This window comes from Mycobacterium sp. NGS54 (assembly GCF_059812465.1).
In genome coordinates this window covers 14,823-41,050 of record NZ_JCALCS010000009.1, presented here as the reverse complement: position 1 = coordinate 41,050, position 26,228 = coordinate 14,823, and the positions used below count along the sequence as shown (strand labels likewise).

At 70.2% G+C, this 26,228-nt stretch carries 25 protein-coding genes; 13 read left to right on the top strand and 12 right to left on the bottom strand.

The annotated features are described in order from the left end of the window. Nucleotides 1–18: 18 nt before the first annotated feature. On the bottom strand, nucleotides 19–885 hold the full coding sequence (locus AC5Y5E_RS26885; RefSeq protein ID WP_499906486.1) for a mycofactocin-coupled SDR family oxidoreductase: 867 nt from the start codon (nucleotides 883–885) through the stop codon (nucleotides 19–21). Between the two features lie 214 nt (nucleotides 886–1,099). Between AC5Y5E_RS26885 and AC5Y5E_RS26880 the strand changes: the two genes are divergently transcribed. Then, entirely contained in the window at nucleotides 1,100–2,329 is a 1,230-nt protein-coding gene (locus AC5Y5E_RS26880) for a CaiB/BaiF CoA transferase family protein (RefSeq protein WP_499906484.1), read from the top strand. A gap of 10 nt (nucleotides 2,330–2,339) precedes the next feature. Here the strand turns inward: AC5Y5E_RS26880 and AC5Y5E_RS26875 are convergent, their stop codons facing one another. Further along, nucleotides 2,340–2,714 (bottom strand): thioredoxin family protein, encoded by a 375-nt coding sequence (locus AC5Y5E_RS26875; RefSeq protein WP_499906482.1) that lies wholly within the window; start codon nucleotides 2,712–2,714, stop codon nucleotides 2,340–2,342. Between the two features lie 145 nt (nucleotides 2,715–2,859). On the opposite strand from AC5Y5E_RS26875, the gene AC5Y5E_RS26870 reads away from it, so the two are divergent. The 5 genes from AC5Y5E_RS26870 to AC5Y5E_RS26850 all read left to right on the top strand — a co-directional run bounded on the left by AC5Y5E_RS26870 (nucleotide 2,860) and on the right by AC5Y5E_RS26850 (nucleotide 5,879). Beyond that, the gene (locus AC5Y5E_RS26870; protein ID WP_499906480.1) at nucleotides 2,860–3,129 is read left to right on the top strand and encodes a metal-sensitive transcriptional regulator; all 270 of its coding nucleotides are present in this window, start codon (nucleotides 2,860–2,862) and stop codon (nucleotides 3,127–3,129) included. 30 nt (nucleotides 3,130–3,159) lie between these two features. After that, complete coding sequence (locus AC5Y5E_RS26865) at nucleotides 3,160–3,579, top strand: DUF302 domain-containing protein (protein WP_499906863.1); 420 nt, start codon at nucleotides 3,160–3,162, stop codon at nucleotides 3,577–3,579. A 6-nt stretch (nucleotides 3,580–3,585) separates the two neighbouring features. Continuing rightward, nucleotides 3,586–3,948 carry a carboxymuconolactone decarboxylase family protein gene (locus AC5Y5E_RS26860; protein WP_499906478.1) on the top strand — a complete coding sequence of 121 codons (363 nt, stop codon included), beginning with the start codon at nucleotides 3,586–3,588 and terminating at the stop codon, nucleotides 3,946–3,948. A gap of 108 nt (nucleotides 3,949–4,056) precedes the next feature. Beyond that, the gene (locus AC5Y5E_RS26855; protein ID WP_499906476.1) at nucleotides 4,057–5,421 is read left to right on the top strand and encodes a wax ester/triacylglycerol synthase domain-containing protein; all 1,365 of its coding nucleotides are present in this window, start codon (nucleotides 4,057–4,059) and stop codon (nucleotides 5,419–5,421) included. A 191-nt stretch (nucleotides 5,422–5,612) separates the two neighbouring features. Then, nucleotides 5,613–5,879 carry an ANTAR domain-containing protein gene (locus AC5Y5E_RS26850; RefSeq protein ID WP_499906474.1) on the top strand — a complete coding sequence of 89 codons (267 nt, stop codon included), beginning with the start codon at nucleotides 5,613–5,615 and terminating at the stop codon, nucleotides 5,877–5,879. A gap of 76 nt (nucleotides 5,880–5,955) precedes the next feature. On the opposite strand, the gene AC5Y5E_RS26845 is transcribed toward AC5Y5E_RS26850, so the two are convergent. Beyond that, complete coding sequence (locus AC5Y5E_RS26845; protein WP_499906861.1) at nucleotides 5,956–6,684, bottom strand: IclR family transcriptional regulator; 729 nt, start codon at nucleotides 6,682–6,684, stop codon at nucleotides 5,956–5,958. A gap of 96 nt (nucleotides 6,685–6,780) precedes the next feature. Between AC5Y5E_RS26845 and AC5Y5E_RS26840 the strand changes: the two genes are divergently transcribed. Both AC5Y5E_RS26840 and AC5Y5E_RS26835 read left to right on the top strand, forming a co-directional pair. Then, nucleotides 6,781–8,121: an FAD-binding oxidoreductase gene (locus tag AC5Y5E_RS26840; RefSeq protein ID WP_499906472.1), complete on the top strand. Its 1,341-nt coding sequence runs from the start codon at nucleotides 6,781–6,783 to the stop codon at nucleotides 8,119–8,121. Beyond that, nucleotides 8,121–8,930 (top strand): DAPG hydrolase family protein, encoded by an 810-nt coding sequence (locus AC5Y5E_RS26835; RefSeq protein WP_499906470.1) that lies wholly within the window; start codon nucleotides 8,121–8,123, stop codon nucleotides 8,928–8,930. Before AC5Y5E_RS26840 ends, AC5Y5E_RS26835 begins: the two co-directional genes overlap by 1 nt. A gap of 96 nt (nucleotides 8,931–9,026) precedes the next feature. On the opposite strand, the gene AC5Y5E_RS26830 is transcribed toward AC5Y5E_RS26835, so the two are convergent. After that, nucleotides 9,027–9,605, bottom strand: a complete 579-nt coding sequence (locus tag AC5Y5E_RS26830) for a TetR/AcrR family transcriptional regulator (RefSeq protein WP_499906468.1) — start codon at nucleotides 9,603–9,605, stop codon at nucleotides 9,027–9,029. Between the two features lie 235 nt (nucleotides 9,606–9,840). Between AC5Y5E_RS26830 and AC5Y5E_RS26825 the strand changes: the two genes are divergently transcribed. After that, nucleotides 9,841–13,959 (top strand): PE family protein, encoded by a 4,119-nt coding sequence (locus AC5Y5E_RS26825; RefSeq protein ID WP_499906467.1) that lies wholly within the window; start codon nucleotides 9,841–9,843, stop codon nucleotides 13,957–13,959. Between the two features lie 368 nt (nucleotides 13,960–14,327). Further along, a complete protein-coding gene (locus AC5Y5E_RS26820) occupies nucleotides 14,328–15,542 on the top strand; it encodes a cytochrome P450 (RefSeq protein WP_499906465.1) in 1,215 nt (404 codons plus the stop codon). Here AC5Y5E_RS26820 and AC5Y5E_RS26815 read toward each other — a convergent pair. From AC5Y5E_RS26815 to AC5Y5E_RS26805, 3 genes are all read right to left on the bottom strand, one after another. Then, nucleotides 15,539–16,000 (bottom strand): DUF6941 family protein, encoded by a 462-nt coding sequence (locus AC5Y5E_RS26815; RefSeq protein WP_499906463.1) that lies wholly within the window; start codon nucleotides 15,998–16,000, stop codon nucleotides 15,539–15,541. The genes AC5Y5E_RS26820 and AC5Y5E_RS26815 overlap by 4 nt on opposite strands. Nucleotides 16,001–16,177: 177 nt before the next feature. Beyond that, nucleotides 16,178–16,522, bottom strand: coding sequence for a DUF732 domain-containing protein (locus AC5Y5E_RS26810; protein WP_499906461.1), 345 nt, complete (start codon nucleotides 16,520–16,522; stop codon nucleotides 16,178–16,180). Between the two features lie 101 nt (nucleotides 16,523–16,623). After that, nucleotides 16,624–18,408, bottom strand: coding sequence for a DUF4407 domain-containing protein (locus AC5Y5E_RS26805; RefSeq protein ID WP_499906459.1), 1,785 nt, complete (start codon nucleotides 18,406–18,408; stop codon nucleotides 16,624–16,626). Between the two features lie 235 nt (nucleotides 18,409–18,643). Here AC5Y5E_RS26805 and AC5Y5E_RS26800 point away from each other — a divergent pair, with 235 nt between their 5' ends. Both AC5Y5E_RS26800 and AC5Y5E_RS26795 read left to right on the top strand, forming a co-directional pair. Further along, nucleotides 18,644–19,201, top strand: coding sequence for a hypothetical protein (locus tag AC5Y5E_RS26800; RefSeq protein ID WP_499906457.1), 558 nt, complete (start codon nucleotides 18,644–18,646; stop codon nucleotides 19,199–19,201). Nucleotides 19,202–19,293: 92 nt separating this feature from the next. Next, nucleotides 19,294–19,722: a type II toxin-antitoxin system Rv0910 family toxin gene (locus AC5Y5E_RS26795; RefSeq protein ID WP_499906455.1), complete on the top strand. Its 429-nt coding sequence runs from the start codon at nucleotides 19,294–19,296 to the stop codon at nucleotides 19,720–19,722. Here AC5Y5E_RS26795 and AC5Y5E_RS26790 read toward each other — a convergent pair whose 3' ends face one another. Both AC5Y5E_RS26790 and AC5Y5E_RS26785 read right to left on the bottom strand, forming a co-directional pair. Beyond that, complete coding sequence (locus AC5Y5E_RS26790) at nucleotides 19,723–19,953, bottom strand: LapA family protein (RefSeq protein WP_499906454.1); 231 nt, start codon at nucleotides 19,951–19,953, stop codon at nucleotides 19,723–19,725. An 88-nt stretch (nucleotides 19,954–20,041) separates the two neighbouring features. Further along, complete coding sequence (locus AC5Y5E_RS26785) at nucleotides 20,042–21,880, bottom strand: molybdopterin-dependent oxidoreductase (RefSeq protein WP_499906452.1); 1,839 nt, start codon at nucleotides 21,878–21,880, stop codon at nucleotides 20,042–20,044. 234 nt (nucleotides 21,881–22,114) lie between these two features. Between AC5Y5E_RS26785 and AC5Y5E_RS26780 the strand changes: the two genes are divergently transcribed. Next, a complete protein-coding gene (locus tag AC5Y5E_RS26780; protein WP_499906450.1) occupies nucleotides 22,115–22,357 on the top strand; it encodes a hypothetical protein in 243 nt (80 codons plus the stop codon). Nucleotides 22,358–22,381: 24 nt separating this feature from the next. Here the strand turns inward: AC5Y5E_RS26780 and AC5Y5E_RS26775 are convergent, their stop codons facing one another. From AC5Y5E_RS26775 to malQ, 3 genes are read right to left on the bottom strand one after another with little or no spacing between them, the layout of a single operon-like run. Beyond that, nucleotides 22,382–22,852 (bottom strand): nuclear transport factor 2 family protein, encoded by a 471-nt coding sequence (locus tag AC5Y5E_RS26775; protein ID WP_499906448.1) that lies wholly within the window; start codon nucleotides 22,850–22,852, stop codon nucleotides 22,382–22,384. Further along, nucleotides 22,849–23,730 carry an LLM class F420-dependent oxidoreductase gene (locus AC5Y5E_RS26770; protein ID WP_499906860.1) on the bottom strand — a complete coding sequence of 294 codons (882 nt, stop codon included), beginning with the start codon at nucleotides 23,728–23,730 and terminating at the stop codon, nucleotides 22,849–22,851. Before AC5Y5E_RS26770 ends, AC5Y5E_RS26775 begins: the two co-directional genes overlap by 4 nt. A 36-nt stretch (nucleotides 23,731–23,766) precedes the next feature. Continuing rightward, the gene (gene malQ / locus AC5Y5E_RS26765) at nucleotides 23,767–25,923 is read right to left on the bottom strand and encodes a 4-alpha-glucanotransferase (protein WP_499906445.1); all 2,157 of its coding nucleotides are present in this window, start codon (nucleotides 25,921–25,923) and stop codon (nucleotides 23,767–23,769) included. Nucleotides 25,924–26,228 lie beyond the last annotated feature (305 nt).

The window sequence follows — 26,228 nt, the reverse complement described above, 5'->3', positions numbered from 1 at the left end:
TGGTTAGCGTTGCCGCCCTCACCCGCCCGACCACGGCTTGACCTTCAGGAAGCCGCCCCCGTCGACGCGGAGCTGCTGGCCGGTGACGTAACGCGCCGCGTCCGACGCGAGGAACAGCACGGCCTCGCTGATGTCCTCGGGCTCGACATAGGGGATCGGCATCGCCTGGACCACCGGGAAGACGGGTTCGGCGTCCTCGCGCTTGGGTTCGGACAGGTCCGGCCGGAACGCCCGGTACATCGGTGCGCTGTGCAGCATGTCGGTGTTGACATTCGTCGGATGCACCGCGTTCATCCGGATGCTGAAGGGCGCGAGCGCCAAGGCAAAGTCGTGCACATAGTGCGCGGCAGCCAGTTTCGCGAACGCGTACCCGGCTCCGCCCGGCCCACCGGACACGCCGCCGCCGGTGTTCAACGACGACATGAACGCCGCGTTGGACCCGATCACGATGATCGACGCCCCGGTCTGCAGATGTTTGAGGCTCGCGTGCACGAGGTTGAGCACCCCGAGCAGATCGACGTCGACGGCGTCGGCGAACGCCTGCGGCGGCAGGCCCGCGGTGAGCGGGCAGATGCCGGCGTTGGCCACCACGATGTCGAGATGGCCGAACTCGGCCACGCCCTGGTCGATCGCGGCGGCCAGCGCCACCCGGTCGCGCACGTCGGCGATCGCCGTGAACGCGCGCTGCCCCTCCTTCTCGACCAACCGCGCCGTCTCGTCGAGATCTTCCGGCCGGGCCAGCGGGTACTCGTTGGTCCCGATGTCCGCGCAGATGTCCACCGCGATGATGTCGGCGCCCTCGGCGGCCAGTAGCCGCGCATGCGAACGTCCCTGCCCCCGCGCGGCCCCGCTGATCAAGGCCACCTTGCCCGTCACCCTGCCCATATCCCGTCCCTTGCCTAAATCAGCGACCCGCGTTGGGGGCCAAAGCTATTCGCTGCCAAAGAATTGGGAAAGCGCGCACTCACCGCGTCGCGGAGCGGGGTCGGCCCAATGGTCGGCCCCGTCGCATCTCTTCCACGAAAACCGCGCGTGGCCGCAGCCGGGCTGTCGATATCCCTTAGAGTAGCTAGAATACTTAAAATAGCAAGAAAGGCGGATGGTGCCCTTGTCCGGCGTGCTGAGCGGTGTCCGAGTGGTCGAGTTGGCGTCGTGGACGTACGTGCCGTCGGCGGGGGCGGCCCTGTCGGACTGGGGCGCCGACGTGATCAAGGTGGAGGGCGTCGCCGCCGGGGACCCCGGACGCGCGCTGGTGGTCGGTGGCTTCACCCGCGAAGCGGCCCGCCCGGACGCCGACTTCATCCTCGAGTTGGGCAATCGCGGTAAGCGCAGCATCGCCATCGACATCAAGTCCGAGGTGGGCCGCGAGCTGTTCGGACGCCTGTTGGCCAGCGCGGACGTCTTCCTGACGAACTGGCTGCCCGGCGCGCTCGAGCGGGCCCGGCTCACCGTCGACGACATCCGCGGGTTCAACCCGAAGATCATCATCGCGCGGGGCACCGGGTTGGGGGTCCGGGGTCCGGACCGGGACCGCGGGGGATTCGACGCGGCCACCTACCTGGCGCGCGGCGGGGTGGCCTACACGCTCACGCCGTTCGGTACCGACACGCCGGCGGTCCAGGGCCCGGGGTTCGGCGACCTGCAGGGCGGCGCGACCCTGGCCGGTGGGGTGTGCGCCGCGCTGTTTCACCGGGAACGGACCGGCGAGCCGACGATCGTGGATTCGTCACTGCTGGCGCAGGCCATGTGGGCGATCGCGCCGTCGATCTCGGCGGCCGACTTCTTCGACATCGACGGCATCCCGGGCGCCCCGCCCGGGCTGGCCATCAACCCCCTGGTGAACCGCTACAAGACCAAGGACGGCAGGTGGATTCAGCTGGTCTTCCTGCAGCCCGACAAGTTCTGGGCCGGCTTCTGTGAACGCATGGGCCTGGGGGAGTTGGCCACCGACGAGCGGTTTGTGCCGTCGCGCAACCTGATAGCCAACGCGGCCGCGGCGACCGAGATCTTCGCGAAAACCTTCGCCCGCAACGACCTTGCGCACTGGCAAAAGGTGCTCGCGGACGAACCCGGGGTGTGGGGCGCCCTCGCGACGCCGCGCGAGACCCTCAACGACCCGCAGGTCGAACCCAACGGGTACGTCGTGACCAACGTCGACGACCACGGGGAGAAATACCGGATCGTCGCGGCGCCCGTTCAATTCGACGAGACCCCGCCGGCGCCCGCCCGCGCCCCGGAACACGGGCAGCACACCGAAGAGATCCTGCTCGAGCTCGACGTCGACTGGGACGATATCGCCAGGGCGAAGGACCTCGGGGCCATCCTCTGAGGTCCGCCCGTTACCGGGCCGCGGCGGCCTTCCGGGCGGCGATTTTGGCGCGCACCACGTCCATGTCCAGGGATTTCACCTGGGTGATGAGGTCTTCGAGCGCGGCCGGCGGCATGGCACCGGGCTGGCTGTAGACCAGAACGCCGTCGCGAAACGCCATGATGGTCGGCACGGAACGGATCCCCAGCGCGGCCGCCAGGTCGAGCTCCGCCTGGGTGTCGACCTTCGCGTGCACGACGTCGGGGTGCGACTGCGCCGATCGATCGTAGACGGGCGCGAAGGCCCGGCAGGGCCCGCAGTATTCGGCCCAAAAATCAACCAGCACAAGCGGGTTGTCGAGAATCGTCGACTCGAATGTCTCGTAGGACAGGTTGGCCGTCGCCATGGTGAATTCCTTCCGGCTCGGTGTCTAGGAGTTGTCTAGGGGTGACAACCGATACCCTATGGGGTATATTCCTGGTTGAACCGATGATACCCCCGCGGGTACCCTGTGGGTAGCGTTCGGGAGTACGGGGAGACGGAGGATTCAAATGGTTGGTGATCAGGACAGCATCGGCGCGGTGCTCAACCGGCTGCGCCGCGCGCAGGGGCAACTCGCCGGGGTGATCTCGATGATCGAGCAGGGCCGCGACTGCAAGGACGTCGTCACCCAGCTCGCGGCGGTCTCGCGCGCGCTCGATCGCGCCGGGTTCAAGATCGTCGCGACCGGGTTGCGGGAATGCGTCACGGGCAGCACCGCCGACGGTGGTACTCCGCTGAGCGAGGCGGAGCTGGAGAAGCTGTTCCTGGCGCTCGCCTGAGCGCTTTGAGCACGAACGGAAGGAGTCATGATGGACATCGCGATTGCGACGCCGCTGCACACCTCTTTCGAGGACGCGGTCGCGCGTACCCGCGAGGCGCTCGCCGAACAGGGCTTCGGCGTGCTGACCGAGATCGACGTGAAGGCCACGATGAAGGCCAAACTCGGCCACGACATGGAGGACTACCTGATCCTCGGCGCCTGCAACCCGCCGCTGGCGCATCGCGCCGTGCAAGCCAATCGCCAGATCGGCCTGCTGCTGCCGTGCAACGTCGTCGTGCGCGCCGACCCGGAGGATGCCGGTACGGTGCTCGTCGAGGCGATGAATCCCGGGCTACTGGTGGAGGTCACCGGTGAGCCGGAGCTGCGTCCGGTCGCCGAAGAGGTCGGGGACCGGCTGCGAGCGGCGATCGAGTCGCTCAAGAGTGGTTCGCCGGTGAGCGCCGAGTAGGCGGACATGTCAGATCAACAGCATCACCACGAGGTCCTGCAGGAGCTGTTGCCTCAGCACCGCGAGCTGCGCAAGCAAATCCCGGAGGTGTACAAGGGGTTCGCGGCCCTGAGCGGGGCCGCCCTGGCCGACGGGGCGCTGAGCCGCAAGGTCAAGGAGCTCATGGCGTTGTCGATCGGGATCGTCCAGGGCTGCGATGGGTGTATCGCCTCGCACGCCCAGGCCGCCGCCCGGGCGGGTGCCACCCGTGAGGAGGCGGCGGAGGCCATCGGCGTCACCTTCCTGATGCACGGCGGGCCGGCCACCATTTACGGTGCACGCGCCTACACGGCGTTCTGCGAATTCGCCGACGCGGAGGCGGGGGAATAGCGGGAGCCCCTGACGAATGTCCCGATGTTGAGGGACCAAAGTCATTGTCTGCCAATGAGGTGCTGACCTTTGCCGCCCCGAGTCGTAGGTTTAGGCCCGGAGCACACCATGACTGCATTCTTACGCAACAGCGACGCGTTTACGTGGGCGATGGAAACCGACCCGCGGCTGCGGTCGACCGTGGTCAGCGTCGTACTGCTGGATCGGTCGCCGGACTGGGACCAGGTGCGCGAACGATTCGACCTGATCAGCCGCAAACTTCCGATGTTTCGGCAACGGGTCGTGCCCTCTCCGCCGCCGGCCCCGCCCCGCTGGGAATACGCCCCCGACTTCGACCTCGACTACCACGTCCGGCGCGGTGTGGCGCCGGGGGCCGGCACGCTCGACGACGTGCTCGAGATGGCCCGGTTGGCCGAGATGCAGGACTTCGACAGGGCCCGCGCGCTCTGGGAGACCACGCTGATCGACGGCCTGGAAAACGGTGGCGCGGCGATGATTTGCAAGTTCCACCACGCCCTGACCGACGGGATTGGCGGCGTGCAGATCGCGATGAACCTGTTCAACCTTTCCGAAGACCTATATGAGCGCGAGCCGCTGCCGCCCGAGCCGGCGGCGCCCACACCGTCATGGGTCCGCGGCTACCGGGATACCTGGCGCTACGACGCCGGCCTGGTCGCGAATGCCGTTGCCGGCGCGGCCAAAGCGGCGCCACGGCTGGTGTACGGCGGTGTCCGCAGGCCCGTCGCGACGGTCCGATCGGCGGCGGCCATGGCGGGGTCGGTCTATCGGATGATGCGGCCGATAAGCCGCCCCGGCTCGCCGCTGGTGACCGACCGCGGCCTGATCCGCCATCTGATGGTGCACGAGGTGCCGATGCCGCAACTGCGCGAGGCGGCGCACCGTTGCGGTGGCGCGCTCAACGACGCCTTCGTGTCCGGCGTGGCCGGGGGTTTGCGCCGGTATCACGAGAAGCACGGCGTCGCGATCGGCGACCTGCACCTCACGATGCCGATCAGCCTGCGGACCAAGGCCGACGACATGGGCGGGAACCGGATCACGCTGATGCGCTTCGATGTTCCCGCGGGCGAGGCCGACCCGGTCGCGCGCATCCAGGAGATCCACCAGCGCGCCGGCGCGGTCCGCGACGAGAAATCCGTCCCCTACACGCAGCGGATCGCCGGGGTTCTCAACCTGATGCCCCGCTGGTACATCGGCTCGGTGTTGCGCCACGTCGATTTCGTCGCCAGCGACGTGCCCGGGGTGCCGGTGCCGGTGTTCCTGGGCGGCGCGCCGGTGCGCGCGCAGTATGCCTTCGGGCCCACCATCGGTTCGGCGGTCAACGTCACGCTGCTCACCTACGTCGACAAGTGCGCGTTGGGCATCGACGTCGACACCACCGCGATACCGGATTACGACGTCTTCTACGATGCCCTGGTGGCCGGTTTCGACGAAGTGCTGGCTCTCGCAGGCTGATTCGCGCGATCCCGGATCGGTCACAAGGGCGTATCGATTCCAGCGGTGCTCTGGCACAACGGCCTTCGCTCAACAAATCATGGCATAGGGCGCCTTTTAGGGGACAAGGCGCGACGATGCGTACCGCACGGGTTCTTTGCCGCCATACGCGTGGCGGATTCCGTTCGGGCGCAACAGGAGGTAACGACAGCATGACGGCGTACGGCCCGAACTCCGGCGGCATTCTCGACACCGCGCGGGGCATCTTGATCGGACTTCGCCGATGCCCTTCGCAAGTGGCTCTGGACGAACTGCACACTGCCGCATTGCGTCACAAGGTTCCGGTATTCGCCATGGCGTGGGCGCTCGTCCACCTGGCGGGCGACGGCGAGAAGACGCCGAGCTTCACCGACGCGCAGTCCGCGGCTCGTCGCGAATGGGGAGCGCTGTTCACCGCGCCGGCGGCGGCGCGCTGCTGAGCGGGGGTTAGGACTTGGCGCCGGCCGGGGTCCTGGGGGGTACCACGGCCGTCGCCAACCGCCGTTCCCGTAGTCGTCAGCGCGTCCAGGCCGACGAGTCGGCCGCCGCGCGCAACGCCGCGAGGATGCGCTGCTCCTTTTCGCGAAAACGTTCGGTGGGGGCCGGCACCGAGATCGCGACCACGTTGTCGCCGGCGGTGCGCCGCGCGATGGCGGCCGCAGAGATGCCCTGGGTGTGCTCGTCGCGGTCGAAAGCGATTCCGCTGCTCTTGATCTCGGCGATCTCGTCGCGCAGCGCCTCGGCCGCCACGGGTCGTAAGCGAGCGATGACGGCCTCGGCGTCGGCCTCGTCCAGCGCCGCCAGCGCCGCCTTCCCGTTGGCGGTCGATTCCAGCGGGAACCGGACGCCGACGGCCGAGACCGCGCGCAGCCGGTGCGGCGATTCGATCTGGTCGACGAACCACATCCGCTGGCCCCGCAGTATGGATAGGTCGACGGTTTCGCCGTCGGTTGAACGCGCCACCCGTTCGATCGTCGGGCGGAAGATCGTCGCGATCTGTTCCCCGTCGGCACCGCCTAAACCCAGCAGGCGCTCGCCGAGCGAAAAGCGCCCCTGCGCGTCGACGTTGGCCAGCCCCACCTCCACCAGGCCGACCAGCAAGCGGCGAGCCGTCGACTTGGCCAGCCCAAGCCGCTCGCCGAGGTCGACCAGGCGCAGCCGCCCGGGCTCGGCGGCGATCTCGTCCAGCGCGGCGGCGGCCCGGCGCAGGACCTGGATGCCTTCGTCGCGACCGGTCGGCAAAATTTTCCCCCTTAGACGCCCGTTATCGGCATTCGTCCACTATAGTGTTCCGCATAGCGGACCACAATGACCCACAATGCGGATCAAAGGAGTTCCCAGATGGGCGGGCTACCAGCCGGGCGGCACTATTTCCGGGGCGACGACGGGTATGAGGCCGCCCGGCGCGGCACGGTGTGGCACCAACGGGTGCCCGACCGCTACCCCGAGGTGATCGTCCAGGCGGTCGACGCCGGGGAGATCGTCGCCGGCATCCGCTATGCCAAGGCCAACGGGCACAAGGTCAGCATCGTCTCGGGCGGGCACAGCTTCGCCGCCAGCCATCTGCGCGACGGAGCCGTGCTGCTCGACGTCAGCCGCCTGGATCACGTCACGGTCGACGCCGCAAAGGGCCTCGCGGTCGTCGGTCCGGGCAAGGGCGGCAGCCTGCTCATGGCCGACCTGGAGGAGCACGGACTGTTCTTTCCCGGCGGCCATTGCAAGGGCGTCTGCGTCGGCGGTTACCTGCTGCAGGGTGGGTACGGCTGGAACAGCCGCATCTACGGCCCGGCGTGCGAGAGCGTCGTCGGCCTGGACGTCATCACCGCCGATGGCGAGCAGATCCATTGCGACGCAGACCATCACGCCGATCTTTACTGGGCCGCCCGCGGGGCCGGCCCCGGTTTTTTCGGTGTCGTCACGTCGTTCTACCTGAAGCTGTATCCGCGCCCCGCCGTCTGCGGCACCAGCGTCTACGTCTATCCATGGGACGTCGCCGACGAGGTCTACAGCTGGGCCCGCAGCATCAGCGCCGAGGTGGACCGGCGGGTGGAGATGCAGGCCATCGCCACCCGCAGCCTCCCGGAGATGGGCATCGACAGCCCCGCGATCGCGTTCGCCTCCCCGGCGTTCGCCGACTCGGAGGAGGAAGCGCAACGGGCCCTCGCCATCTTCGGCAGCTGCCCCGTCGTGGACAAGGCGCTGGTCGCGGTCCCGTACATGCCGAGCGACCTGCCCACCTGGTACACCGCGGTGATGACCCACTACCTGAACGACCACCGCTACACGGCCGACAACATGTGGACCTCGGCGTCCGCCGAGGAGCTGCTGCCGGGCATCCGGACGATCCTGCAAACCATGCCGCCCGCCCCGTCGCACTTCCTGTGGCTGAACTGGGGACCGTCCCCGCCGCGCCAGGACATGGCCTACAGCGTGGAGGACGAGATCTACCTGGCGCTCTACGGCTCGTGGAAGGACGCCGCCGACGACGAGAAGTACGGCAACTGGGCCGGATCCAACATGGCCGCGATGTCGCACCTGGCCACCGGAATCCAGCTCGCCGACGAGAATCTCGGCAACCGGCCGGCGAAGTTCGCCACCGACGATGCCATGGCGCGCCTCGACAAGGCCCGCGCCACCTATGACCCCGACGGCCTGTTCAACAGTTGGATGGGACGACTCTGATGGCCGGCGAGAAGTATCTTGGCTACCGCGATGACGACACGAACACCCCGTTCGGCAAGTTCTTCAAGCCCGAAATGGCTCCGTTGCCAACGCATGTCGTGGAGGCGCTGCAGCACGGCCCGCAGGGCGGGATGGCGTTGCTGGCGTTCGACGACGCCACCACCGTCGCCGAGGAGGGGTACCAGCAGACCGAGAACGGCTACGGCGTTCTCGAAGACGGCAGCTATCAGGTATCGGTGCGCACCGACATGCCCGGAGTCACCCCGGCGATGTGGTCGTGGTGGTTCGGCTGGCACGGCTGCGACACCCGCCGCTACAAACTGTGGCATCCGCGCGCGCATCTTTCGGCCGCCTGGAAGGACGGTGACGACGCCGGTCGTCAGGGCGCCCGGCGCTACATCGGCCGCTGGTCGATCATCAGCGAGTACATCGGCTCCACGATGCTCAACGGCGCAATCCAATTCGTCGAGCCGACCGAGATGGGCTGTCCACCCGACGGCGACGACGCCGTGGCGATTTGCGCCCGGCTGGGCTCCAGCGACGCGCCGGTGGATGTCGGATGGTTCATCCACCACGTCAGGTCGACGCCGACGGGCGCCGAGATGCGGTCCCGGTTCTGGATGGGCGGGCCGCACATCGCCGTGCGCAAGGCGCCCGGCGTCGCGTCCAAGGCGGTGCGCCCCATCGCGGCGCGGATACTGGGCGACCCGGTGGCCAGCGGCCGCAATCTGCTGGTGCACTGCGCCCAGGAGATGAACCACCTCGCGGGCTTCCTGCCGGAACTCTACGCGGCCTTCGGCGACGAGTGATCCAGGCGCTGTTGCCGCTGGGACGCCCGGATCTGGGTAGCCGGGTTCGGGCACATCCCACTGTTGGTGGTACCCATCTGTCGGCGACCGGCGACATCACGCGACACCGCCGGGTTGACGCTCCCGGGAAAATGCCGGCGCGACGAACCTTTCCACCAGTCGGCGTTCAGCGTCATCGTCGTCGGCCGGCCAGTACATCAGTGATAACACCACGCGAACCACCCATTTCGCCGCCTGCGCATCACCGCCGGCCAGCCCGGCGAGGTCGGCAGCAAATTCGCCCAGCAGCGGCGACTCGGTGAGCCAGGCTATTTCGCCGGCGCCGCCGCGGACTGATCCGATCATGAGTTGACCCAGTGGATCGGCCCGGATGCGCTGAAGGGCCAACACGATGGAGGCGACGAGTCGCTCCGGACCGCTGAGATCGGCGACCGCCGACCGCACGCCGTCGGCGATCCGGGCCGCGGCCCTGGTGAGAACGGCGTTACGGATCTGGGTTTTGCCGCCCGCGTAGCGGTAGACGGTGGCCCGTGAGCAGTGGACGCGGGCAGCGAGCTTGTCGATCTCCAGCCCGTTGATTCCGTCGTGGGCGATGAGGTCGGTGGCGACTTCGTAGATGCGTTCGGTGGCGGCGAGGCGGCGATCACCTCCGAGGAGCCAATCGTCAGCGGTCATTGTTCATCTGTCCGTCCTGTCTGCCCGTGGGCGCAAGACATTTTTTTCCGGCCGTGAGACACAGTTTGACACGTGTATGACTGTCGTGGCTGGTCAATTCGCCCCGCTGAGATAAGGCGTGTCGGCTTGCCGCGGTAGCTCGTCTCAACTTGCTGCAGGGGCATTGAGCTGCATGTTTGCGCTGTCAAGCTAGGTGAAACTGGCTTGTTCTCGGACGGGTGCTGGAGGGTCGGAAATGTCGTTGGTGAGTGTTGCGCCGGACCTGGTGGTGACGGCGGCTTCGGATTTGGCGCACATCGGATCGTCGCTCAGTACCGCCCATGCCATGGCGGTCGGTCCGACCACGGTGGTCGAAGCCGCGGGCGCCGATGAGGTCTCGGCGGCGATTACAGCCCTGTTCCGCGCGCATGCGCAGCAGTATCAGGGGATCAGTGCCCAGGCGGCCGCGTTCCATGAGCATTTTGTGCAGGCATTGACGACCGGCGCGGAGTCGTATGCCGGCATCGAGGACGCCAGCGCAGCGCAGTTGCGGGTTGCCGAGCAAAGCGCCCTGAACGTGATCAACGCGCCCACCGAGATGTCGCTGGGGCGGCCGCTCATCGGCAATGGCGCCAACGGCGCCGCAGGGACCGGTCAGGCCGGCGGGGCCGGCGGGTTGTTATGGGGTAACGGCGGCAACGGCGGTTCCGGTGGCCTCGGTCAGGCCGGGGGTAACGGTGGGGCCGCGGGGTTGTTCGGCAATGGCGGAGTCGGCGGGGCCGGAGGGGCTGAGGTGGCGTCCGGCAATGGCGCGGCCGGCGGAACCGGGGGACACGGCGGGCTGCTGTACGGCAACGGGGGCACCGGGGGGGCCGGCGGCCAGGGCGTGACCACCGGGGGTATCGGCGGGGCGGGTGGTGCTGCGGGCCTCGTCGGTACGGGCGGTGCGGGCGGTGTCGGCGGTGTCGGGGCCCAACACAGTGCGACCGGCGGTGCGGGCGGCCATGGTGGGAGGGTGTATGGCAATGGCGGGGCCGGTGGGGCCGGTGGGGCGGGGCCCACAGCCGGCGGCGGCGGGAACGGCGGTACCGGTGGCGCTGCCGGGCTGTGGGGTGTCGGCGGGCACGGCGGTGTCGGAGGGCATGGCGGTAGTGGCGCGACCGCCGGCGCTGGTGATGTCGGCGATGCCGGTGGTGATGGCGGCGCCGGAGGCGCCGGAGGCCGGGGTGGCTGGTTGGTCGGTTCGGGCGGGACCGGCGGTCAGGGCGGTGCCGGCGGGACCGCCGGCGACGGTGGTGCGGGTGATTCCGGGACGGTGCTCGGCGGTGCCGGCCACGACGGCGGCACGGGCGGCAACGGTGGTATAGGCGGCGACGGCGGGAACGGCGGGGCCGGCGGACAGGGCGGCCTGATCAGCGCTTTGAGTCGCCAGGGGGCCGGCGGGGCCGGCGGCGACGGTGGGGTCGGAGGCGTCGGCGGTAACGGCGGCACCGGCGCCGCCGGCAGCTTCACCGGTAGCGATGGTGTCGGCGGCAATGGCGGCCAGGGCGGTGACCCGGGTGCCGGCGGTGCGGGCGGACAGGGCGGCGGCGGCTCCATCATCGGTCAGCACGGCACCGCGGGGGCCGGCCCGACCAGCGGCGGTAACGGCGGCGACGGCGGCCGCGGCGCCGACGCCGGCACGGTCGGCGGCAACGGCGCGACGGGCGGCAACGGTGGCGCCGGCGGACTCTACGGAAACGGCGGAAAAGGCGGGGACGGCGGTACCGGCCTGGCCGGAGCCGACATCGCGCAGGCCGACGCTTCGGGCCAAGCCGGCGGCAACGGCGGTAGTGGCGGCGATGGCGGTACCGGCGGGCAGGGTGGCCTGGGTGGAGCAATGGCCGGTAACGGCGGAGCCGGTGGTAACGGCGGCGGCGCCGGTAACGGCGGCAACGGCGGTGACGGCCACGCCGGCCACGCCGGCGCCGACGGGGGCGTCCCCGGCAGCAGCATCGACGGCCAGGCCGGCGGCAACGGCGGCAATGGCGGTACCGGAGGGCACGGCGGTGACGGCGGGCTGGGCGGCAAGGCGCAAGTGAGCGGATACTCTGACGGCGTCCAGGGGACGGGCGGTGCCGGTGGTGATGGCGGTGCAGGTGGGCTCGCCGGCAACGGCGGCGCCGGCGGCAAGGGCGCTGTGAACTTCAACAACCCCTACGGCAACGGCGGCGATGGCGGCCACGGCGGCAACAACGGCGGCGGCGGTGCCGGCGGACAGGGCGGTGGCGGCTCCGTCGTCGGTCAGGACGGCACCGCGGGGGCCGGCCCGACCAGCGGCGGCAACGGCGGCGACGGCGGCCGCGGCGCCGACGTGGTCGGCACCATCCACGCCGGCGGCGCCGGCGGCAACGGCGGCGACGGCGGGCGCTACGGCAACGGCGGGAACGGCGGCACCGGCGGCACGGGCGGAGCCGGTCAAAGCACTCCGGGGTCTACGACGCCAGGTTCCATCGGCGGCAACGGCACCGTCGGCGGCAGGGGCGGTGTCGGCGGGGCCGGGGGTGACGGCGGCGCTTCGGCCGGCAACGGTGGTGACGGCGGTGCCGGCGGCGCCGGGGGTACCGGCGGGAACGGCCTGGACGGCGTAGCCGGCGCCGCAGGCACCGCGGGCGGCGACGTGAACGGCGGCACCGGCGGCGGCGGCGGCACCGGTGGTGACGGCGGCACCGGCGGTGCCGGGGGAGCCGGGGGCAGCGCGCACGCGGCCGGATACCACGACGGCACGAAGGGCGGGGGTGGCGACGGCGGTCAGGGCGGTGCCGGCGGTGACGGCGCCGCAGGCGGTCATGGCGCTGATGGCGCAGCCGGCGTGCTGGGAACCAACAACGGGACCGGCAACGGCAGCGGAACCGGCGGAAACGGCGGAAACGGGGGTGGCGGCGGTAACGGTGGATCGGCCGGCGGCCCCGGCGGTGACCAAGGCGGGGGTGGCAACGGCGGGGACGGCGGCGCGGCCGGAGTCGCCGGCAGCGGCGGCAAGGGCGCCACCGGCAGCTTCGCAAACGGCGGCACGGGTGCTGGCGGCGATGGCGGACACGGCGGTGACAGCGGTTACGGCGGGTCGGGTGGGCGCGGCGGCGCCGGTTCCACCACCGGCTTCGCCGGCGCACACGGCAAAGTGACCAACAGCGGCGGCAACGGCGGCAACGGCGGTAACGGCGCCACCGCGACCACACCGGGCGGGACCGGCGGCGACGGCGGCGACGGCGGGAGCGGCGGGACATTTGGCAACGGCGGGACCGGCGGGCACGGGGGCAACGGCGCGGCCGCGACCACACCGGGCGGGACCGGCGGGACCGGCGGTGCCGGCGGCAACGGTGGCACGGGCGGGTCGTCCAGCGGCAACGGCGGGACCGGCGGCATCGGCGGGACCGGTGGAACCGGTGGCACCGGTGCGAACGGCCCCAACGGCCCCCAGGGCACGTGGTCTGGCGGCGGCGATGGCGTTGGCGGGACCGGTACCCAAGGCTATACGGGCGGGGCCGGCGGCCACGGCGGGGCCGGTGGAACGGGTGGCCAAGCGCCCGCAGGCACCCGGGGCGCGGGGGGTGCCGGCGGGGCCGGCGGACAGGGCGGCACCGGCGGGATCGGGGGCGCCGGCGGCACGGGCGCAGCGGCCAACGCGGGTCACGCCTTCGGCAGCAGCGGCGGCGACGGCGGCCTCGGCGGCCTCGGGGGGGCCGGCGGGTCCGGCGGGGCCGGCGGCACCGGGTCCACCACTGGCAACACGGGCGCGACCGGCCTCGTAGGCGATGGCGGCACCGGCGGACATGGGGGCACCGGCGGCACCGGCGCCGTCGGCTTCGGCGTAAGCGCCGGCGACGGCGGCTCTGGTGGCCAAGGTGGCGGTGGATACAACGGCGGCACCGGCGGCACCGGTGGGATGGGCGGCGACGGCGGTGCCGGACACGTGGGCGGCACAGGCGGCACGGGCGGCGAAGGCGGATACGGCCTCCACGGCGGCGGCGACGGCGGCACCGGCGGAATCGGCGGAACCGGCGGTGGCCCGGCCTTTCTCGCCACCAGCGCCGCCGATGGCGGCCATGGCGGGACCGGCGGCGCCGGCGGCTCCAGCGCCGTCGGCCTTGGCGGCGATGGCGGTGATGGCGGCACCGGCGGCACCGGCGGCGCCGGCGTGCCCGGCTTCGGCACCAACCCGGCAGCGTCCGGCGGCGACGGCGGCATGGGCGGCACCGGAGGTAACAGTGGTCCGGTCGGCAGTATCGGGATCATCGCCGGGGGCGGCGCCGGTCAGCCCGGGACCGGCCCCACCGGGACCGGCGCGCTCATCGGCGGCACTGGCGGCGCGGGGGGACCGGGCGGCCAAGCCTGAGCCTGATGGAGCCGCCGCGGGCGTGGACCGCGACCGGGGTGGCGACAAGATGAAGCGGCGAAATGGAAAACTGCACTGGCACAGCGGAATACGCTGCCCAGGTGCCGAACGCCGACGGATCGGCGACATCGACGTGAGCACCTGCCTGCCCGGCTCGGAGCCCGCGCGTCGACCGCCGTCCGCACACTGGGGTGCCGAGTTCAACCGAGGCATGTCCCTCACATTGAGACGAAGACAGCCGCATGGGTCGTGATACCCGCAGGTCGGGCCGCGGCGGTGAGACGACCGGCCGGCGGCGCCCGGTGACCAGGGATTCAACTTGTTGCGGCGTCGTTGACGGGCGATAGTCGGCCCAGCACGCTGGATGCATGACGGTCGCTACCGACGCCAGTACGTTCTTCGGTGCGCATGCGTTGCAAGACCCGTACCCGATTTACGAGCGCATGCGCGCCGCCGGCCCGGTCCACCGCATCGCCGACTCCGCGTTTTACGCGGTGTGCGGCTGGGACGCGGTCAACGAGGCGATCGGCCGGCCCGAGGACTTCTCGTCCAACCTGACCGCGACCATGACCTACACCGCCGACGGTGCCGTCAAGCCGTTCGAGATGGACCCGCTCGGCGGGCCGACCCACGTGCTGGCCACCGCCGACGACCCCGCCCACGCGGTGCACCGCAAGCTGCTGGTGCGCCACCTGGCCGCCCGGCGCATCCGCGCCATGGAGCAATTCGCGGCCGAGACCGCGGACCGGCTGTGGCGCGACGGCCTTCGCGACGGGCGCATCGAATGGATGGGCGCCGTGGCCAACCGCCTGCCGATGATGGTGGTGGCCGAGTTGATCGGTGTCCCAGACACCGACGTCAGCCGGTTGGTGAAATGGGGATATGCGGCCACGCAGCTGCTCGAGGGTTTGGTCGATGAGGATCAGCTCGCTGCCGCGGGCACCGCGGTCCTGGAACTCAGCGGCTACATCACGGAGCGCTTCCACGAGGCTTTGGCCGACCCGCAGGACAACCTGTTGGGCGTACTGGCCAGCGCCTGCGCCGCGGGCGAACTGGACACCATCAGCGCCCAGGTGATGATGGTGACGCTGTTCGCCGCCGGCGGCGAGTCCACGGCCTCGCTGCTGGGCAGCGCCGCGTGGATGCTGGCTCACCGACCCGACATCCAGCGGCAGGTGCGCGAAAGCCCGGAATTGCTAACGGCATTCATCGAAGAAACCCTGCGCTACGAACCACCGTTCCGGGCCCACTACCGGCACGTGCGCGACCACACCTCGCTCGCCGGCGCAGATCTGCCCGCCGACTCGCATCTGCTGCTCTTATGGGGGGCGGCCAACCGGGACCCGGCCCGCTTCGACATGCCCGGCGAATTCCGCCTCGATCGCGTAGACGCCAAGGGGCACATCAGTTTCGGAAAGGGAGCGCACTTCTGCGTGGGAGCGGCGCTGGCGCGGCTAGAGGCACAGATCGCCTTGCGCCTGCTGCTGGACCGGACCTCGGTGATCAAGTCGGACGACGTCGGCCGGTGGTTGCCGAGCATCCTGGTGCGCCGCCTCGAACGCCTCGAGTTGGCCGTCGCTTAAGCTCCCGGCTGCGACGGCGGTTTCGCCGGATTCGGCGCGCCGATGACAACGAACGCCTCAACCGTGGTCGCCTGCTCGAAGCCCTGCACCTCCACCCGCCACTCGTAAAGCCCCGGCTCCAGCGGGATACCCGCCGGGATGTTGAGCGTGAGCGGCATGCGAACCGAGGTGCCGTGGATCGCACCGGGGGGACGACCGGCCTCCGCCGACGCCTCGAAAGAGATCCGTTGTGGCCCTTGCGTGCCCATCACCACCACCGGCTCGCCGTCGGTGGTCAGCAATTGACACGTCAGCTTGTGCGGCTTGTTGGTCTCGTCCCAGTCGATGTCCAGGAAAAGCACCAAAGCGAAAGGGGGAGTGGGTGTTTGGCACTGCCGCCAGCCCAGGCCGAGGGCATGGACCTTTCCGGATGCGACGTCGGCCTGCGCCGCGTCCGCGAGGAACAGGCTGATCTTCACGCCGGGGCCGCGATCGCCTTAGCGGTTCTCACCGCGAGACCCTGCTCTGCCATCTCCGCCGCCTCGAGATCCACGAGATCCTTCCCCCCGCCACTATCCGGAGGATCATACCTTCGCGCGGATCAGGCACGGCGGCCGCGCACCCGCTCGGACGCCGTCGGCCCCGCCGGCAGAAACCTAGGTCCCGGCGGGCTTCGGCGATTCGCCTTGCTCGGTCTGGGTCAGCTTCTCGGGGCAGTACGCCGAGGCCGCGATCGCCGCGAACTTGGCGGCGCCGGGGCCCTGGAAGCCCGGGTTTTTGTCCTGCAGGTTCTTGACGATTTCCTCGCCCGTCATGCCGTCGTCGGCCGACTTGCAGACCTGCTTGCCGGCCGTGATTGCGCGGTCGGCGTTCAGGTACGTCAACCCCGCTTGGGTGAGCGCGTTGAGGAAGCTTTGATCCTTGGCGTCAGGGTCGGCGTAGGCCGGGGCGGCGGTACCGATCACCAGGGCGGCACTGGCCAGTAGCAGTACGGGTCTCATAGTTCCGAGATTCTCGCAAAGCGAGGAAAACCGTGCATCCGTTGCGGCCAACGGGACTTTAACGACGACTGGCCACCGGATGAAATCCGATGGCGCCGCGATCACTTGCCGGGCGGTAGCTGCCGCGGGCCTTCCGGTGCACGCAGCTCGCTCGGTCCGTCCCGCCGCGGCAACTCGGCGTCGCGCTCGCGGCCCGCCAGTGCCAGGCCCTCGGCGTCGTTGGCGGCGATCCCGCGCACCGAGCGCCGCTCGTGGCCGCCCACCCGCATCCGGCCGGCGGCGGACGGCGCTTCGTCGGACGCGGGCCGCTGCGGCGCCTGCCCACCGGCGTCGGCGCTTTCCGAGTCGAGCGTCACCTTGTGGGTGCGCCTGAGCGCGAACGTGATCTCCTCGACCTCTTCGAAGACGTGACGCGCGGTGCGCAGCGGCTGGGTCGTGTTGTCGATGACCCGGGCGACGAACGGGGGAACCAGCGGGCGAATCCAGCGGGCCGCGGCCCGGGTGGCGTCCGGAAGCGACGGAATCAGGGGCGTCGCCCGCTCATCGTGCGGTTCGACCTCGCCGCCCGGCTCGATCGGTGCGGGCAGGTTCGCGGGGCTTTCGGGCGTCACCTGGACCTCGACCTCCTGCGGGTCGGCGGTCAGCGGGGCGATCGCTCGACTGGCCGCCTCGGCTTCCGCCGCGATCGGCAGGTACATGTCGTCGGCCACCGGCTCGAACGTGCGCCGCGACGACGCGCGCACCGGCGCCTCGAGGGCGTCCATCACCCGCCGGCGCTGCTGTTCGCGGTCGATCTCGGTCTGCGCCTCGATGGCGAGCCGTGCCTGCGTGAGTTGGTGCTCGGCCCACATGATTTCGGCCTCGCGGCGGACCTGTGCCCGCTTGATCGCGATGGCGGTTTCGGCCTCGAGTTCGGCGCGCTCGCGCTCGGACCGAGCGGTCGTGTGGCGATCATGGGTCGTCTCGCCGCGCCACAGCCGCAGGATCAGCGGCAGCAGGCACAACAGCGCGAAGAACGCGATCGCCGCCAGCCGCAGCGCCAACGCCCCCGCGTCGGCGAGTGTGAGGTCGTTCATGGCGACCCAGCGCGCGCCCAGCCCCCGGCCGGCGTCCGCGGCCACCTCTTGGCGCGCCCGGGCCACGGCCTGCTCCTCGCGGGAGATTCGGGCATCCAGTTCGGGCGCCTGGCGGTCCCGGGCCGCCAACGCGTCGTCCAGTTGGCGCTGCGCGTCGGCGAGAAGCTCGTTTGCGGTTCGGGTTTCGGGCCCGGCACCGGGAACGCCGGTGATCCGGGTCTGCGGGCAGGGCGGCGACGGGTTGTACTCGCAGCGGGCCACCACCAGGGCCTGGTCCTGGCGCTCGCGAGCCTGCGCGACGGCGACGTCGAGCGCGCCCCGCGCGTCCTTGGTTCGTTGCAGCGCCGCCGACGCCTGCGCGACGGCCGGCGCCGAGTCGGCGTTGCGCAGGGCGCGTTCGTCGAGGCGGTGGTCGATCGAACTGGCGAAGATGGCGAGCGAGGCCAGCTCGCCGACGACGGCACCGACGGCGATCGCGACGGCCGCGCGAGCGGCGACGCCGGGCCAGCGGCGCCCGGGCCCGGCGGCGGTGCCGCGGGTCACCGCGCCCACCAGCAGGCCGAAGAGGAGCGTCAGCGCCACCACGGCGGGCGTGGGCCAGCGGGTGGACTCGTGCACCGCCAGGCCCGCGACCAGCCAGGCCAGCGCGCCCCCGAGCAACACGACCGCGCCGGCCAGCGCCTCGTCGGCCTGGGTCACCCGCTCGTGCCGTTCACCGGGCTCGCGCCGGTGCCCGCCGCCGAGCCAGGTCAGCGGACCCTGGATCCGCGACGTGAACGAGCGCGACTCAGTGCCTTCCTGGGCGCACATCGGTTCCAAACACCTCCAAGTTCGTCAAGCCTCCCAGGCCGGCGGCCGACGCACCGAATCCAGGCGCCATGCGTGTGGTGATGTTCACAGCGCAACGGGGTGGGTGCGGGGTCACATCCTCGTGATACCCATCGGGTCCGCCCGGCCTGATCCGGGGCCGCCTCTGGCGCGAAATTGCTGCGACGCGAGCAGATCAACGACCGTTCCGGCAGGGGACGTGAGACGGTATAAGCCTATGCCAAACCACGATTATGTCACCTACGAAGAGTTCGGCCGCAGGTTCTTCGAGGTCGCAGTCACCCCCGAGCGTGTCGCCGCCGCGTTCGCCGACATCGCGGGCAACGAGTTCGCCATGGAGCCCATCGCCCAGGGCCCCGGCGGGATCGCCAAGGTCAGCGCCAACGTCAAGATCCACGATCCCAAGGTGACCCGCCGGCTGGGCGACGACATCACGTTCGTCATCCACATCCCCTTGTCGATCGATCTGCTGCTGGACCTGCGCCTGGACAAGCAGCGGTTCGTGGTCTCCGGGGACATCGCGCTGCGCGCCACGGCGCGGGCGGCGGAGCCCCTGCTGCTGATCGTCGACGTCGCAAAGCCCCGCCCGTCCGACATCACCGTCAACGTGTCGTCGAAGTCCTTCCGCGGCGAGGTGCTGCGCATCCTGGCGGGCGTCGACGGCGAGATCCGCCGTTTCGTCGCGGCGTACGTCGCCGAGGAGATCGACTCGCCGCAGTCGCAGGCCGCGCAAGTCATCGATGTGGCCCATCAGCTGGCGGAAGCCTGGCCCTAGCCCGCCCAGCCGTGGGCCGGGTTTATCCCTTCGGGACCGACGGGTATGCGGAGGCAACGTCCGTGACCGTCTTTTTCGAGGAGTGAGAACCGTTGGCGCGAGTAGATGTTTCGATGGCGTCGGAGGTGCCGGCGGAAACCGCCTGGAAGCTGGCGCCCGACCTGCGCCGCTTCGACGAGTGGCTGACGATTTTCGGTGGCTGGCGCGGGCCCGTCCCGGCGACGATCGAGAAGGGCACCCGCGTTTCGTCGTGCATCAAGGTCAAAGGCTTCCGCAACATCATTCACTGGGAAGTCACCTGCTACGACGCGCCGAAAGCGATTGAGCTGCAAGGCCGGGGCCGTGGGGGCATCCGGATCGGGGTCGGGGTGACCATCTCCGAGGACCGTCCCGGATCGGAGTTTCACCTCACGGCGGACCTCAAGGGCGGCGTGCTCAGCGGTCCGGTCGGGGGGCTGGTCGCCAGGGTGCTGCGCTCCGACATTCGCAATTCGGTCAACAACCTGGCGTCCCTGCAGTAGTCACGGCGGCGGCCGATCGGTGTGCCATCCGCGTTCGGCGTCGCGGATTCGCCTGCGGTCCATGGCAAGCCACGCCAGGCCGGCGCCGAAGGCCAGTAGGCCGACGATCGCGGCGACGACGCCCGCGCCGGCCTGCCCGAGCGCGAAATTGATCACGCACGCCACAAACGCCACGGCGGCGGCCGCGACAACGGCGAGGCCGCCCGAGCGCTCCCAGGCGCGTCGTGCCATGGTGCCTCCTCGGATGCCGCTTCGTTACACCGCTTGTCAGCGGCTACCCGAAACGGCCTCGGGGGAAACGACTTTGGCCCGCGACGCGCTACAGCGTCTGGTGCCGCCCGAAATACTTGTGGTCCTCGCTGTAGCCGCCGTACCCGCTGCCGATGTCGCGGTAGTCGGCGACGAACTCGATCCCTTTGATCCACTTCACCAGCTTGAAGCCGTGCTGCAGCTCGTTGCGCAGCCGCAGCGGCTTGCCGTGCAGGTAGGGGAGTGGCTGGTCGTTCATGTTGTAGGCCAGCATCGTCATGTGGTGATCCATCTGGCCGATGTGGTGGGCGTTGTAGTAGATGCCGCCGGTGGCGCCGAGGCCCATCGAATAGAACACCGCCCATTTCGCCTCGGGCAGCGGTTTGACGATGTCCATGATCGCCTTCATCTGCACGCCACCCCACTTGGCCACGCCCGACCACGCCTGGATGCAGAAGTGCTGGCTGATCTGCTCGTGGTAGGGCAGCGCCTTGAGGTCATCGAGCGAGAATTCCATGGGATGCTCGACCAGGCCGTAGACCTTCAGCCGCCAATCGCGAAAGTCGTTGGCCTCCAACTCTTTGTACTCGACGGTTTCGGGCAGGCGGCCGTTGCGCCAGTGATGCGGTGAGATGTCCTTCTCGGTGAAGGCGCCGGGCTTGGGGTCGAGCTGTTCGAGCGCGCGCTGAAAGGGGCCGACGAGCGCATAGCCGACCCGCTGGATCACCCGGGGATGGCGAATCGTGAAGGGGGTGGCCCACACCCACGCGATGGCGGTCACGACCATCGCCGCGGCGAAGATCCAGAAACCCACCCAGCTGTCGTCGTCGCGCGAGGCGAACATGTGGTTGAGGTTCCGCAGCGCGCCGGTCGTCAGGACCATCGTCACGTGCACCAGGATGAAGAACAAGAAATACACCAGCACCACGAAATGCAGGGAACGCGCGTGCTGGATGCTCAGCCGCTTGCTGAGCCAGTGCACGCGCTGCGACAGCGCGGGCGACATGCCCAGGCCGGTGATCAGCGCCGCCGGCGCGGCGATGAAGACCGTGGTGAAGTACGCCAGCAGCTGCAGGCCGTTGTAGGCGACCCAACCGTCGTCCTTCGGCCAGTCCAGCGAGAGGTACTGCACCGCAACGGACGCGGCGTTGGGAAAGACGTCCCAGCTGGTGGGCACGATGTGGCGCCACTGGCCGGTGGTGAACAACAACACGTAGAAGACCAACCCGTTGACGAGCCACAGCACGTCGATGCCGAGGTGCCACCACCGGGCCAGCCCGATGGAGTGCCGGAATCCCGGCAACCCGAGTTGCGGTGGCAGCGAGACGGTGTCGGCGTTGGCGGTCCACAGCTCGTCGTCGGGCACCGGCGGCCCCACCCGCAGCCACTCGTCCTTGCCCGGTGTCGCGTTGCGGCTGAAGTAGAGGCGGGGGTGGTCACACAGGATCTGGATCCCCGTCCGGACGATGAACATCATCATGAACAGGTTGAAAAAGTGCGTCCACCCGATCCAGGCGGGCAGGCCGGGGCTGACGCCAGTGTGGGTATCGGTTCCCGGGTAACGCTGGATGAACGACTGCACCGCCGGCATGTTGTGCAGGCCCTTGCCCATCGCCACGCCGACGACCAGCAGGGCGAAGCCGATCGGGATCAGCCAGAGCAGGTTGAACCATTTGTCCCGCCCGACGCGCAGCTTCGGTGCCGTCGCCCGACGGGTGAGGTCGAAGCCGCCGCCGTACGCCTCGACGTCGATGGTGTCCTCGGCGGTGTGTATTTCGTTGCGGTAGTCGGGGATTGACGTCAGCGGCGTGCCCGCCGCGACTGTCGATACTGAGCCGTCGTGCGCTGCCCGCCCCCCGGCGGTCGCGGCGTTGTCAACGCGCGGGTCCCGATGTTCGGTATTCGTCACGGGGCCGAATTTACCCGAATGCACTTGGATTAATTGGGCTCATTCAGGCGGCGAGGCTCCGCCGCGGGGTCTGCGGTCTTCGGCAATAGTTGCCTGGGGGCAAAATCCGCCTCGTCATGAATAGCGGTAGCCGCAACTGCCGAACAAACCAGGTATTTTTGCCGCAGAATCGGTTCCTTGGCGGTCCCTGTGAGTTTGGGCATAACCTTCTGAACGGCGACGAACGCGCGGGTCGTGCCCCTGGATTCGAGCCAATGCGTCGACGTCACGGGGGCGAACGTCGACCTGCTCACCGCGTCGGACAAAGATGCCGCACGGAAAGCCGCCGACACCTTGGAGGGCTACAACCCGCCGGCTTCCGTCAAGGACGCGATCGAACACTTCGTCACGACGGGCGGCGCGCACTTCGATGACCCGGACTACACCAAGAACAACAAAGCCCTCGACGGCTGGGTCAAGCAGGTCTGCCCCAGCTAACGCCCGCAGCGCAATAGCTGCGCGCTAGGCGAGGTCGTGCGGCCGCAATCGGCGGGCCGGCCGGGTCTCGATCGCGTTGACGGTCAGGGCCCGTCGGCCGATCCGCCAGCCCGCGTCGGTCAGCCGGTACTCGTCGTCGTAGCGCAGGTGCCAGACCACGTCGACGACCTCGTCCCTGCGCGGGCTCCAATGATGCGCGACGCACGCGACGCGCCCGACGGCGGTGCCGCCCCGGGCGCCCTCGTCATAGACCTCGCCGACGACGGCGTGTTCGGTGCGGGTGACGGCCGCGACGGCGGCGACGGCGGCGACGATGGCCGCCTGCCCGCGGTGGACGTGGACGGGCTCCAGCGCATCCGCCGGCTCGGGCACCCGCAACTCGGCCGTCTCGGTGAAAAGCGTTGCCACGGAGTCGAATCGACGGTCGTCCACGTAGGCCGCATACCGGTGCACCAAGTCGCTGAGGGCCGCGCGGTCGGTCGCCGAGAGGGTCACGAGCTCAACGACAGCCGCTGGGCGCACGCCGACAGGACGTCCTTGGCCTCCTCGATGTCGGCGGTCGGCGGCATCGAGAGCACGATCCGGTCGGCCCCCTGATCGATGAGGCCGCCCGCGCGCTCGGCATCGATCTTGGTGACGGCGTGGCCCAGCGATACTTCCAGCGCCGCCGGGTCGCGGCCCGCCGCCGACGCCTCGTCGCGCATCAGCGCGATCAGCGACCCGAGTTCAGCGCCGGCCACTCCGAGCGGCTGCAGGCCGTCGCCCAACCGCCCCGCCCGGCGGGCCGCCGCTTTGCTGTGCCCGCCGATGTAAATCGGAAGCCGTTCGCCGGCAACGGGTTTGGGATAGCACGTGACGTCGTCGAAGTCGAAGAACTCGCCGTGGTGCGACACCCCCTGCGGTCTGTCCGCCCACAGCGCCCGCAACACGGCCAGCTGCTCGTCGGCCCGCCTGCCCCGGTTGTCGAATTCCGCGCCGCACGCCTCGACCTCTTCCCGGAGCCAGCCCACTCCCACGCACAGCCGCAGCCGTCCGCCCGAGAGCGCGTCGACCGTCGCCGCCCGTTTGGCCAGCACCACCGGATGGTGGTTGGGTAGCACCAGCACCCCGGTGGCCAGCCGCAGCCGGCTGGTGTGCCCGGCCAAGAACGCCAGCAGGTCGAGCGGGTCGGGAATGGGGCAGTCGGCGGCCAGCCCGACCCGCCCCGAGCTGTCGTACGGGTAGACGCTGTCGTAGCGGGTGGCCAGCACGGTGTGCTCGACGACCACGATCGATTCGAACCCGCACCGTTCCAGGTGCCCCGCGAAGCTCGCCATCCACTCCGGATCCGCGGTGACACCTTCGGCGACGGGCGCCAGAACCCCGAATTTCAGCGAAGCCGTCATGGCACCAGAAGCTAACAGGTGGTGTTATCCCGGCGGCCCGATCGCCTCGCGGACGGCCTCTGCCAGCGCGGCCGCCCGGCGATCGGTGAAAACGTCCTCGAGCAGCACCGGTCGGCCGTCGGTGCCGGTCAGCGGGACCCGCCAGTTGGGGTACTCGTCGGTGGTGCCCGGCTGGTTCTGGGTCCGCCGGTCACCGACCGCGTCCGTCAGCGCCACCCCCAACAGCCGCGACGGTGTCCGGCCCAGGTACCGGTACAGGGCGAGAATCACCTGCTCCGGGTCGTCTTGAACGGCTTGGCCGCCATCCAGTAGCCCGACCCGGCGCAGCTCGGCCATCCAGGCCGCCAGCTCGGCCCGGTCGGATTCGAGCTCGACCTCCGCCGGCCGGGTCAATAACCCCAGGGACTCCCGCAGCCGCACGTGGTCGCCGGCCAGGTAACCGGCCGTCGGCGGCAGATCGTGGGTGGTGACCGACGACAGGCAGTATTCGCGCCAGCGCTCGGCTGGCAGCGGCCCGCCGGTTCCGTCGCGATCCAACTCGAACCACAGGATCGAGGTGCCCAGCACGCCGCGTAATAAGAGGTAGTCGCGCACCCACGGTTCGACGGTGCCGAGGTCTTCGCCGACGACCAGCGCCCCCGCCCGGTGGGCTTCCAGGGCGACGATGCCGATCATCGCTTCGTGGTCGTAGCGCACGTAGGTGCCCTCGGTCGGCGATGCGCCCCGCGGGATCCACCACAGCCGGAACAACCCGATGATGTGGTCGATGCGGACGCCGCCGGCGTGCCGCAGCACGGCCCGGATCAGCGCCCGAAAGGGGCGGTATTCCTGTTCGTCCAGCCGGTCCGGGCGCCAGGGTGGCTGCGACCAGTCCTGGCCGAGTTGGTTGAACTCATCAGGCGGCGCGCCGGCCGTCACGCCCAGCGCCATCACGTCCTGCAGGGCCCAGCTGTCGGCGCCGTTGGGGTGCACCCCGACTGCCAGGTCGTGCATGACGCCCAACGCCATCCCGGCCCGGATCGCCTGGGACTGCGCCCAGGCGAGTTGTTCGTCGAGTTGCCACTGCAGCCAGCGGTGGAAATCGACGGCGTCCGCGTTCCGTTCGACGAACCCCGCGACGCCGGCGGCGCCGGGGTGCTGCAGCGAGTCCGGCCAGCGATGCCAGTCGTCGCCGTATTCCTCGGCCAGCGCGCAATAGACGGCGAAGTCGTCGAGGGGGGTTCCCTCGCGGTCGCGGAACGCGGCGTAGGCGAGCTCACGGCCCGCCGAACGCGGCTCCCGGTGCAGCAGCCGCAGCGCGGCGCGCTTGGCGGCCCAGGCGCCGTCGCGGTCGATGGCGTCGAGTCGGCCCGCCCGCTGTTGGACGTCCGTGCGCAGCCGGCGCACCCGGCCCCGCTTGGTCAGGCCCGCGTATTCGGGAATCGCCTCGACGCGCAGGTAGAGCGGGTTGAAGAAGCGCCGCGACGTGGGCAGGTACGGCGACGGCTCCATCGGGCTCGACGGCCCGGACGGGGCGGCGGCGTGCAGGGGATTGACCAGCACGTAGTCGGCGCCATGGCGCGATGCCGACCACACCGCGAGGTCGCTGAGGTCGGTGAGGTCGCCGACGCCCCACGACTGCCGCGACCGCACGCTGTAGAGCTGCGCGGCCAGGCCCCAGGCGCGGCGGGCGCCCAGCCGCTCCGGCAGGCCGAGCCAGTCCGGCGTGACGATCAGCGCGGTGCTGGTCTCGGAGTCTCCGGAGCGCAGGTGCACGCGGTGGTAGCCCAGCGGCAGGTGAGCGGGCAGGACGAAGCTGGCCTCACCGATCCAGCGCCCGTCCAGCTCGAACGGCTGGGTGAAGTTGTCGACCTGCGCCACCCCGCCGCGGACCGTGCCGTCCTCGAGCTGCAGCCACACCTCGGCGGGATCGCCGTGCGTCACGTGCACCCAGAACCGGATCTGCTCACCCGTGCGCCCGACGATGGTCGCCGGCATCCGGCGCTCCCAATGCGACCGCCGTTGCGCGGTCAGGGCGGCGTTGCGCTCCTGCTCGGTGCCGGCGGCGACACCGAGCGCGGCGAGCACGGCCACCAGCGTGTGCTCTCCGACGAGCACGCGCCGGCCGGTCCAGTCGTCGTACTCGGTGGCGATGCCGAAGCGGCGGGCGAGTTCGACCAGCGAGGGCGCGAGCTCCGTCATGTCGCCCATCTTGCTTGAGAAGCGGTTCGGTCGCCTCACCGCCGAGCCGGGCGGGCGAAGCTGGCCGTTCGACAGGACTAAGCGGGCGTCCCCGGTTAACATGCCCAGTGAAGACGTGAGGAATCCAGCCGGGGGATGAGTGGGGAACAGCAAAAGTGTCAGCGCCGCTGCTGGCACCCTTAGCGACACTCACGACCCGAAAGCGGCCGGATTCGTCCACGCGGCGAGATTGAATCCAAGTGAACGTGCACGGCAACGCGTGGCGAGCTCCGTGCGGGTCCCTTACGGTTGTCGATGTAATTCGC

Bases quoted from the DNA above. Each gene is read 5' to 3' on its own strand.
- AC5Y5E_RS26885 (WP_499906486.1), bottom strand. From the start codon at position 885: ATGGGCAGGGTGACGGGCAAGGTGGCCTTGATCAGCGGGGCCGCGCGG.
- AC5Y5E_RS26880 (WP_499906484.1), top strand. From the start codon at position 1,100: ATGGTGCCCTTGTCCGGCGTGCTGAGCGGTGTCCGAGTGGTCGAGTTG.
- AC5Y5E_RS26875 (WP_499906482.1), bottom strand. From the start codon at position 2,714: ATGGCGACGGCCAACCTGTCCTACGAGACATTCGAGTCGACGATTCTC.
- AC5Y5E_RS26870 (WP_499906480.1), top strand. From the start codon at position 2,860: ATGGTTGGTGATCAGGACAGCATCGGCGCGGTGCTCAACCGGCTGCGC.
- AC5Y5E_RS26865 (WP_499906863.1), top strand. From the start codon at position 3,160: ATGGACATCGCGATTGCGACGCCGCTGCACACCTCTTTCGAGGACGCG.
- AC5Y5E_RS26860 (WP_499906478.1), top strand. From the start codon at position 3,586: ATGTCAGATCAACAGCATCACCACGAGGTCCTGCAGGAGCTGTTGCCT.
- AC5Y5E_RS26855 (WP_499906476.1), top strand. From the start codon at position 4,057: ATGACTGCATTCTTACGCAACAGCGACGCGTTTACGTGGGCGATGGAA.
- AC5Y5E_RS26850 (WP_499906474.1), top strand. From the start codon at position 5,613: ATGACGGCGTACGGCCCGAACTCCGGCGGCATTCTCGACACCGCGCGG.
- AC5Y5E_RS26840 (WP_499906472.1), top strand. From the start codon at position 6,781: ATGGGCGGGCTACCAGCCGGGCGGCACTATTTCCGGGGCGACGACGGG.
- AC5Y5E_RS26835 (WP_499906470.1), top strand. From the start codon at position 8,121: ATGGCCGGCGAGAAGTATCTTGGCTACCGCGATGACGACACGAACACC.
- AC5Y5E_RS26830 (WP_499906468.1), bottom strand. From the start codon at position 9,605: ATGACCGCTGACGATTGGCTCCTCGGAGGTGATCGCCGCCTCGCCGCC.
- AC5Y5E_RS26825 (WP_499906467.1), top strand. From the start codon at position 9,841: ATGTCGTTGGTGAGTGTTGCGCCGGACCTGGTGGTGACGGCGGCTTCG.
- AC5Y5E_RS26820 (WP_499906465.1), top strand. From the start codon at position 14,328: ATGACGGTCGCTACCGACGCCAGTACGTTCTTCGGTGCGCATGCGTTG.
- AC5Y5E_RS26810 (WP_499906461.1), bottom strand. From the start codon at position 16,522: ATGAGACCCGTACTGCTACTGGCCAGTGCCGCCCTGGTGATCGGTACC.
- AC5Y5E_RS26805 (WP_499906459.1), bottom strand. From the start codon at position 18,408: ATGTGCGCCCAGGAAGGCACTGAGTCGCGCTCGTTCACGTCGCGGATC.
- AC5Y5E_RS26800 (WP_499906457.1), top strand. From the start codon at position 18,644: ATGCCAAACCACGATTATGTCACCTACGAAGAGTTCGGCCGCAGGTTC.
- AC5Y5E_RS26790 (WP_499906454.1), bottom strand. From the start codon at position 19,953: ATGGCACGACGCGCCTGGGAGCGCTCGGGCGGCCTCGCCGTTGTCGCG.
- malQ (WP_499906445.1), bottom strand. From the start codon at position 25,923: ATGACGGAGCTCGCGCCCTCGCTGGTCGAACTCGCCCGCCGCTTCGGC.